The following is a 6,539-nucleotide window of genomic DNA, read 5'->3' as shown; positions in this document are numbered from 1 at the left end:
CACTGCCGGTGCGCAAGCCGCCCACCACCAGGTGCAGCTCCACGCCTGCGGCCTGGGCCTGCTCAACCAGCGCCTTGGCCACCGGGGCGAAACCCCAGCACCAGGAGCACATCGGATCCATTACATAGAGCAGGCGTGCGGACATGGCTCAGGCCTCGGAGGATGGGGATTGCTTGTAGTTGTAGCCAATCGGGTGCGGCATATTGCGGGCCTTGGCCAGTTCAATCTGCTTTTGCCGGTCGATCGCGCTGCGACGGGTCTTCTCTGAAAGCTTATCCCAGCAATGCGGGCAACTGATGCCAGCTACATAGTGTTCGGATGCACGGTCCTCGACGCTGACCGGTGTGCGGCAGGCATGACATTGATCGTAGTCGCCTTCGCTCAAGTCGTGGCGCACGGTCACGCGATTGTCGAACACAAAGCAGTCGCCCTGCCACTTGGTTTCTTCCTGCGGCACCTCTTCGAGGTACTTCAGGATGCCGCCCTTGAGGTGATACACCTCGTCGAAACCCTCGCTGAGCATATAGCTCGAGGCCTTTTCGCAACGAATGCCGCCGGTGCAGAACATGGCGACTTTCTTGTGTTTGGCCGGGTCGAAGTTGGCTTTGATGTAGTCGGGAAATTCGCGGAAGCTGGTGGTCTTCGGGTCGATCGCGCCTTCAAAGGTGCCGATGGACACTTCGTAGTCGTTGCGGGTATCGATCAGCAGCACTTCAGGGTCGCTGATCAGCGCATTCCAGTCCTGCGGCTCGACGTAGGTGCCGACTTTCTTGTTCGGATCGACGCCTTCGACGCCCAGGGTCACGATCTCTTTCTTGAGCTTGACCTTGGTGCGGTAGAACGGCTGCTCGTCGCAGTACGACTCTTTATGGTCGATGTCGTCCATGCGCGGGTCGTTCTTGAGCCAGGCCATCAAGCCATCAATGCCTTCGCGGCTGCCGGAAACGGTGCCGTTGATGCCTTCTTCGGCGATCAGCAAGGTGCCTTTGATGCCGTTGTCGACCATCGCCTGCAGCAGTGGCTCGCGCAGGGCGACGTAATCTTCGAGGGTGACGAACTTATACAGTGCCGCCACGACAATCGGTTGAGTCATGGGTGTTCTCTCCAGGTGGCTACCCTCGTAAAGGGTGAACCGGATGCAAAAAAAACGCGCCGACTGAGCGGCGCGTTGCGGATTCTAACAAAAATGGCGACGATTATGGACCGCCTCTTACTGTGGCGAGGGAGCTTGCTCCCGCTGGGCTGCGGAGCGGCCCCAACCAGGCAGTTGCAACCTTTCAGAAAGATCGCGGTGATTGGCAGAAGGGCTGCTGCGCAGCCCAGCGGGAGCAAGCTCCCTCGCCACATCAAGCTGATGTGCCACAGTGTCAGTGACCGCCGGCGCAGGTCGGCGAGGCCGGGGCTGCGTCGATTTTCGCCCATTCTTCAGGCGTGTAGGTATGCAGCGCCAACGCATGGAATTCGCTCATCAGGTCACCCAACGTGGCATAGACCTTCTGGTGGCGCTTGACGCGGTTGAGGCCCTCGAACTGCTGGCTGACCAGCACGGCCTTGAAGTGGGTCTGCAACCCACGGCTGTGCATATGGCTTTCATCCAGCACGCTCAAGTGTTCCGGGCTCAGGGCGACGAGTGCCGATTCGATACGCTGTTGCATGGTCATTCCTGTTTACTTCTTCTTGGCCGGGGCCGGGGCTTTTGGCGTCAGCTCGTTGGTCATGTCTTCCAGCAGCTTGTTCACCACAGGTACCGCGCTTTCCAGCTTGGCCTGGGTCATCTGGGCCGATTGCTGGGTCAGCTGGGGCATCTTCTCCAGGACTTTCTTGCCCAGTGGCGACTGGTAGAACGCAACCAGGTCCTTGAGCTCGGATTCGCTGAAGTTGTCGGTGTAGAGCTTGATCATGTCCGGCTTGAGCTTGTTCCAGCCGATGGCCTGGTCCAGGGCGGTGTTGGCCTTGGCCTGGTAAGTGTCCAGGACGGTTTGCTTGGAAGCAGGCGCCTTGGTCTGCTCGAAACGCTGGGCGAACATTTGTTGCACTTGCATGTACACCGGGGTACCCAGCTTGTCGGCATGGGCCAGGGTAAGGAAGGCTTCGGCACTGGCGTTGTGGCTGGCGGTATCGGCAAAAACCTGGCCGCTGGCACATACCAGAGCAACCGCGGTACAGATGGCACGAAGACGAGTCATCGAGTTTCCTTTTCTAGCAGGCGAGGTAAGACCCCAAGGGCGCCCATTCTGCGCCTAAAAAACGCCGCGGCTCAACCCCACGCCTTGTGGGGCCTGGTTTTGCGGGGCTCAGCACCACCACATACGCGGTCGGGTTGATGGCGGCCGTACGGGTCAACAGCAGTGTCGCCAATACCAGGCTCGCCGCGATGCCGGCGCCGGCCAGTCCGCGCCACAACGCCAGCCTGTTCCACCATGAGACCGGCGAGTCCCGGGTGGCTGAATGCCCCAGGCTGCGCTCGATGCGTCGCCATAAATACACCGAAGGCGTTGCCGGAGCGGCCTGTCCAGTCAGTGGCAGCAGGCGCTGTTCCCAGGCGTCCACTGCCGCACGCAAGTCGGCATCGGTGGCCAGGCGCTGTTCCACCTCGGTGCGTTGCTCGGTGGGCAAGGTGCCCAGCACATATTCGCTGGCCAGTTCGTCGATGCTGTTCATGCCATGCACTCACGCAATGCCGCGAGGCTGCGTTTGATCCACGCTTTCACGGTACCCAGCGGGGTGCCGAGTTTGTGCGCGATTTCGCTGTGGGAATAACCGTCTACATACGCATGCAGGATGCAGTTGCGGCGGGCCGGGTCGAGTTGTTCGAGGCAGCTGTAGATCCGCCCCGAGTGCGCCTGATAGTCGAAGGTGTCAGCGCGCTCTGCGCTTTCATGCTCTTCGCTGAGGGGCACTTCGCGTCCATTGCTGCGCACGGCATTTAGCGCCAGGTGCCGGGTCACGCTGTATACCCAGCCGCGGGCCGAGCCTCTGTGCGGGTCAAAACTGGCCGCGCCGTTCCAGATCTTGATGAAGGCGTCATGCACGATATCTTCGGCCACCGCCTTGTCACGCACGATGCGCAACGCGACCCCCAGCAGCCGGCTGCTTTCCTGTTGATACAGCCGGCGCAAGGCCGGTTGTTCGCCACGGGCGCAGGCCAGCAGGCAGGCTTGATAGTCAAAATCGGCTTCAGGCAAAGACAGGTTTCCAGGTGGAGGCCCCGGCGGTGAGCCCGGGGCGCTTTGGCAGCAGCGTAGACGAATCTGGTCAGTTGGCCGCCCAGAAGATGTAGTCGGCCTGGTACTTGACCACTTCCTGCTTGCCCTTGTTGGCCACCGTGCATTCCGTGCCTGGCGCCACGCCGCCCTTGAGGGCCACCCGCTGGATATACGCGACGCCACTCATCGCGCCCTTGCCTTCGGCGGGGTTGGCCTTGACCAGTTGATAAGGCAGGTTGCCAGGGCTGGACGGCGCCACGGCCAACTGGGTGCCGGTGACTTTCGAACCATCCTTGGCCTGCCAGGTGGCCGGCGGGCCGAAGTAGCTACCGACCTGCTGGCCGCTGCGGTCATTGAGCACCGCCTTGGGCCCGACGAAAAACCATTCGGTCTGGCCGGCAGCATTGGCCTTGTCCCGGCATTCGTAGGTGATTTCGCCGACTCCGGTGGTTTCCATGGTCACCTTGTGGCCGTCCGGCACCTTGATGCTGTCGGGTAAACCGGTCTGGGCAAAGGCAGTCGGTGCAGCGGCGAACAGGCAGGTCACGCAGAACAGGGCTTTGGCGTTCATCGGTGTCTCTCCATAAGGGCAGCAAGGCGCTGCTACCTGTACTACCCACGGCACGCGCAAACGGATGCAGCGATTAGAAAATAAATCTTCAAGGGCGCACACTGTGGGCCCCCGCACTACCAGAGGAGAGATTGACGATGACCGGTGTTCACAAGTCTGCTCAACAGGGCTTCTCTACTCAGGCCGTCACGTACGCCCAAGGCCGGCCGGACTATCCACGGCAACTCACGGGTTGGCTCACCGACGCCCTGCAGATCAATCCCCACTCCACGGTCATCGACCTGGGCGCCGGCACCGGCAAGTTCACCCGCTTGCTCAGCACCGTGGCGCCGACGTTGATCGCAGTGGAGCCGGTGGAGGCAATGGGGGCGCAGTTGCACAAACTGCTGCCCCAGGTGCGCCTGCTGTCGGGCACCGCTGAAGCCATCCCCCTGGAGGCGGCCACCGCTGATGCCCTGGTGTGCGCCCAGGCGTTCCATTGGTTTTCCACGGAAGCGGCCCTGGCGGAAATTCACCGGGTGCTCAAGCCGGACGGTCGCCTGGGGTTGATCTGGAATGTGCGGGATGAGTCGGTGGACTGGGTCGCGGCCATCACCGAAATCATCACGCCCTACGAGGGCGACACACCGCGCTTTCATACCGGACGTTGGCGCGAGGCCTTTACCGGCGAGTATTTTTCCGCCCCCGAAATGACCTGCTTCCCCTACAGCCATGTCGGCAGCCCCCAGGAAGTGATCATGGACCGCTTCCTTTCCGTGAGCTTTATCGCCGCATTGCCACCGGCAGAAAAGGCGCAGGTGACTGAGCAGTTGCAGTCGCTGATCAACACGCATCCGGCCTTGCGCGGCCGTGAGACGGTTGCGTTTCCGTACCAGACCCAGGCTTATCGCAGCCAGCGGCTGACCAGAAAGGCATAAAGTCAGATCGTTTTGATATAAGTAGTTATAAGAAAAATCGCTATGCTGCGGCCAGAATTTTATAAGGCCGCAGGTAGTGGTAATGGATGTAGGTAATTTTGGTTTCTCGATTGCTGGCCTGATTGTTGGATTTATCGTGGGAATGACCGGTGTAGGCGGGGGCTCGTTGATGACGCCGATCCTGCTCTGGTTCGGCATCAACCCGGCCACCGCCGTGGGCACCGACCTATTGTACGCCGCCATCACCAAGTCCGGCGGGGTGCTGGTTCACAGCAAGAATCGCAACATCGACTGGACCATCACCGGCTGGCTGACCCTGGGCAGCGTGCCCGCCGTGTTGCTGACCTTGTGGTTTCTCAAGAGCCTGGACACCGACCCCGCCGCCTTGAACGCGGTGATCAAGCAGTCCCTGGGCGTGGTCTTGCTGCTGACGGCCACGGCGATCCTGTTCAAGAACAAGCTGTTGGCCTTTGCCCAGAGGCATGCCGGCGACGACTACAAGATGGCGCCGCGCAACCTCAATGCGCTGACCATCATCACCGGCGCTGTCCTCGGCACCATGGTGGCCCTGACCTCCATCGGCGCCGGTGCCCTGGGCACGGTGGCGCTGTTTATCCTGTACCCGTTCCTGGCCACCAAGCGCCTGGTGGGTACCGAAATCGCCCACGCCGTGCCGCTGACCCTGGTCGCCGGCCTCGGCCACGCCAGCATGGGCAACATGGACTGGACCCTGCTGGGCTTCCTGTTGCTGGGCTCGCTGCCGGGGATTTATGTCGGCAGCCACATGGCCGGCAAGGTCCCGGACGGGATATTGCGTCCTTGCCTGGCGTTCATGCTGGTGATGATCGGCTTCAAGCTGGCGTTTTAACGCGCCGGCCCATTGCCGATCTGCCACACGAACGGCGGCTCGGTGCGGTTGATCACCCAGTCGCCGACAATCCGCGCCTTGTAGATCACCGGGTTGTGGGACGACACGGTGCGGGCGTTGCGCCAGTGCCGGTCGAGGGCTTTGCCCTGGCGCACATCCGAAGCCCCCAGTGCGTTGAACAGTTCAGTGGTGGCGCGCTGGATCAGTTCCGAGACCACCACCTGCGCCGTGGCTGATTCGATTTCGGCGGCCACATTGGCTTCGTGCTCCACGGCATCGTCCCCACCGAACCGCGCCACATAAGCCCGCTGCGCTGGAACTGCGGCTTTCAATGCGCTGGCTTCGGCCGCATATACCAGCGCTGCAACTTCACCCACCACCTGCTGAATCTGCGAGTCCTGGCTCACATGGGCGGCATTGCCATGGCTGTAGATTCGTTTGCGGCTGCGCACCTGATGCGCCACATCCTTGAGGGCCGCGCGGCCGATGCCGGCGAGGGTGGCGAGCAGCACCAACTGATAGAACGCAGTCTGGTATTTGAAGCGCGTGGCAAAGTCGATGACGTTTTCCGCCTCCACCACCGCATCGGTAAAACGCGAGGTGCCGCTGCCGGTGGTGCGTTGGCCAAAGCCTGACCAGTCATCGACGATACGCAGGCCTTCGGTGCCACGGCGCACGAACGCCATGACGACTTTGCCGTCATCGTTCAAGGCCTTGACCGCCACCCAATGGGCGAACAGCGCGCCAGTGGAGTAGAACTTCTGGCCACTGACGACGTAGCCGTCACCTTCGGCGGTGATGCGTGACTTGAGGTCCAGGGTGTTTTTGGTACCGCGTTCCGGGCCGCCGTTGCCGATGCGCCAGCCGTCCAGCACGCTCTGGAACAGCTGCTTTTTCTGGCGCTCGCTGGCCGCACCTTGCAGCACGTGCAGGATGCCGAAATGGTTCTGCGGGATTTGCCCCAGCGCCGGGTCGGC

Annotated in this window: 8 protein-coding genes and 2 pseudogenes; 2 read left to right on the top strand and 8 right to left on the bottom strand. The window is 61.7% G+C overall.

All coding sequences use genetic code 11. From position 1 onward, the window contains the following. The 7 genes and pseudogenes from HX846_RS22100 to HX846_RS22070 form a co-directional block, all read right to left on the bottom strand. Positions 1-112: pseudogene (locus HX846_RS22100) on the bottom strand (DsbA family protein); the annotation flags it as partial. A gap of 36 nt (positions 113-148) precedes the next feature. Continuing rightward, entirely contained in the window at positions 149-1,093 is a 945-nt protein-coding gene (locus tag HX846_RS22095) for a rhodanese-related sulfurtransferase (protein ID WP_003216738.1), read from the bottom strand. Between the two features lie 274 nt (positions 1,094-1,367). After that, the gene (locus HX846_RS22090) at positions 1,368-1,661 is read right to left on the bottom strand and encodes a BolA family transcriptional regulator (RefSeq protein WP_003216739.1); all 294 of its coding nucleotides are present in this window, start codon (positions 1,659-1,661) and stop codon (positions 1,368-1,370) included. A gap of 6 nt (positions 1,662-1,667) precedes the next feature. Further along, complete coding sequence (locus HX846_RS22085) at positions 1,668-2,186, bottom strand: DUF2059 domain-containing protein (protein ID WP_003216742.1); 519 nt, start codon at positions 2,184-2,186, stop codon at positions 1,668-1,670. Positions 2,187-2,273: 87 nt separating this feature from the next. After that, positions 2,274-2,661: pseudogene (locus HX846_RS22080) on the bottom strand (RNA polymerase subunit sigma-70); the annotation flags it as partial. Continuing rightward, positions 2,658-3,185 carry a sigma-70 family RNA polymerase sigma factor gene (locus HX846_RS22075; RefSeq protein ID WP_008430807.1) on the bottom strand — a complete coding sequence of 176 codons (528 nt, stop codon included), beginning with the start codon at positions 3,183-3,185 and terminating at the stop codon, positions 2,658-2,660. The pseudogene HX846_RS22080 and the gene HX846_RS22075, both read right to left, overlap by 4 nt. 70 nt (positions 3,186-3,255) lie before the next feature. After that, entirely contained in the window at positions 3,256-3,777 is a 522-nt protein-coding gene (locus tag HX846_RS22070) for a DUF3455 domain-containing protein (protein ID WP_102605855.1), read from the bottom strand. A 137-nt stretch (positions 3,778-3,914) separates the two neighbouring features. Here HX846_RS22070 and HX846_RS22065 point away from each other — a divergent pair, with 137 nt between their 5' ends. After that, positions 3,915-4,694, top strand: coding sequence for a class I SAM-dependent methyltransferase (locus tag HX846_RS22065; RefSeq protein WP_087692698.1), 780 nt, complete (start codon positions 3,915-3,917; stop codon positions 4,692-4,694). A gap of 82 nt (positions 4,695-4,776) precedes the next feature. Next, on the top strand, positions 4,777-5,562 hold the full coding sequence (locus HX846_RS22060; protein ID WP_008430805.1) for a sulfite exporter TauE/SafE family protein: 786 nt from the start codon (positions 4,777-4,779) through the stop codon (positions 5,560-5,562). Here HX846_RS22060 and HX846_RS22055 read toward each other — a convergent pair. Further along, positions 5,559-6,539: acyl-CoA dehydrogenase family protein (locus tag HX846_RS22055; protein ID WP_178966094.1), on the bottom strand; the 981-nt coding region annotated here is incomplete at its 5' end. The genes HX846_RS22060 and HX846_RS22055 overlap by 4 nt on opposite strands.

This window comes from Pseudomonas sp. K5002 (assembly GCF_013386655.1).
GTDB lineage: Bacteria > Pseudomonadota > Gammaproteobacteria > Pseudomonadales > Pseudomonadaceae > Aquipseudomonas.
Note: the sequence above shows the minus strand (reverse complement) of the source record. Positions and strands in the feature narration are given on the sequence as shown.

Excerpts from the sequence above, each read along its gene's own strand:
- HX846_RS22095 (WP_003216738.1), bottom strand. The coding sequence starts at position 1,093 with ATGACTCAACCGATTGTCGTGGCGGCACTGTATAAGTTCGTCACCCTC.
- HX846_RS22090 (WP_003216739.1), bottom strand. The coding sequence starts at position 1,661 with ATGACCATGCAACAGCGTATCGAATCGGCACTCGTCGCCCTGAGCCCG.
- HX846_RS22085 (WP_003216742.1), bottom strand. The coding sequence starts at position 2,186 with ATGACTCGTCTTCGTGCCATCTGTACCGCGGTTGCTCTGGTATGTGCC.
- HX846_RS22070 (WP_102605855.1), bottom strand. The coding sequence starts at position 3,777 with ATGAACGCCAAAGCCCTGTTCTGCGTGACCTGCCTGTTCGCCGCTGCA.
- HX846_RS22065 (WP_087692698.1), top strand. The coding sequence starts at position 3,915 with ATGACCGGTGTTCACAAGTCTGCTCAACAGGGCTTCTCTACTCAGGCC.
- HX846_RS22060 (WP_008430805.1), top strand. The coding sequence starts at position 4,777 with ATGGATGTAGGTAATTTTGGTTTCTCGATTGCTGGCCTGATTGTTGGA.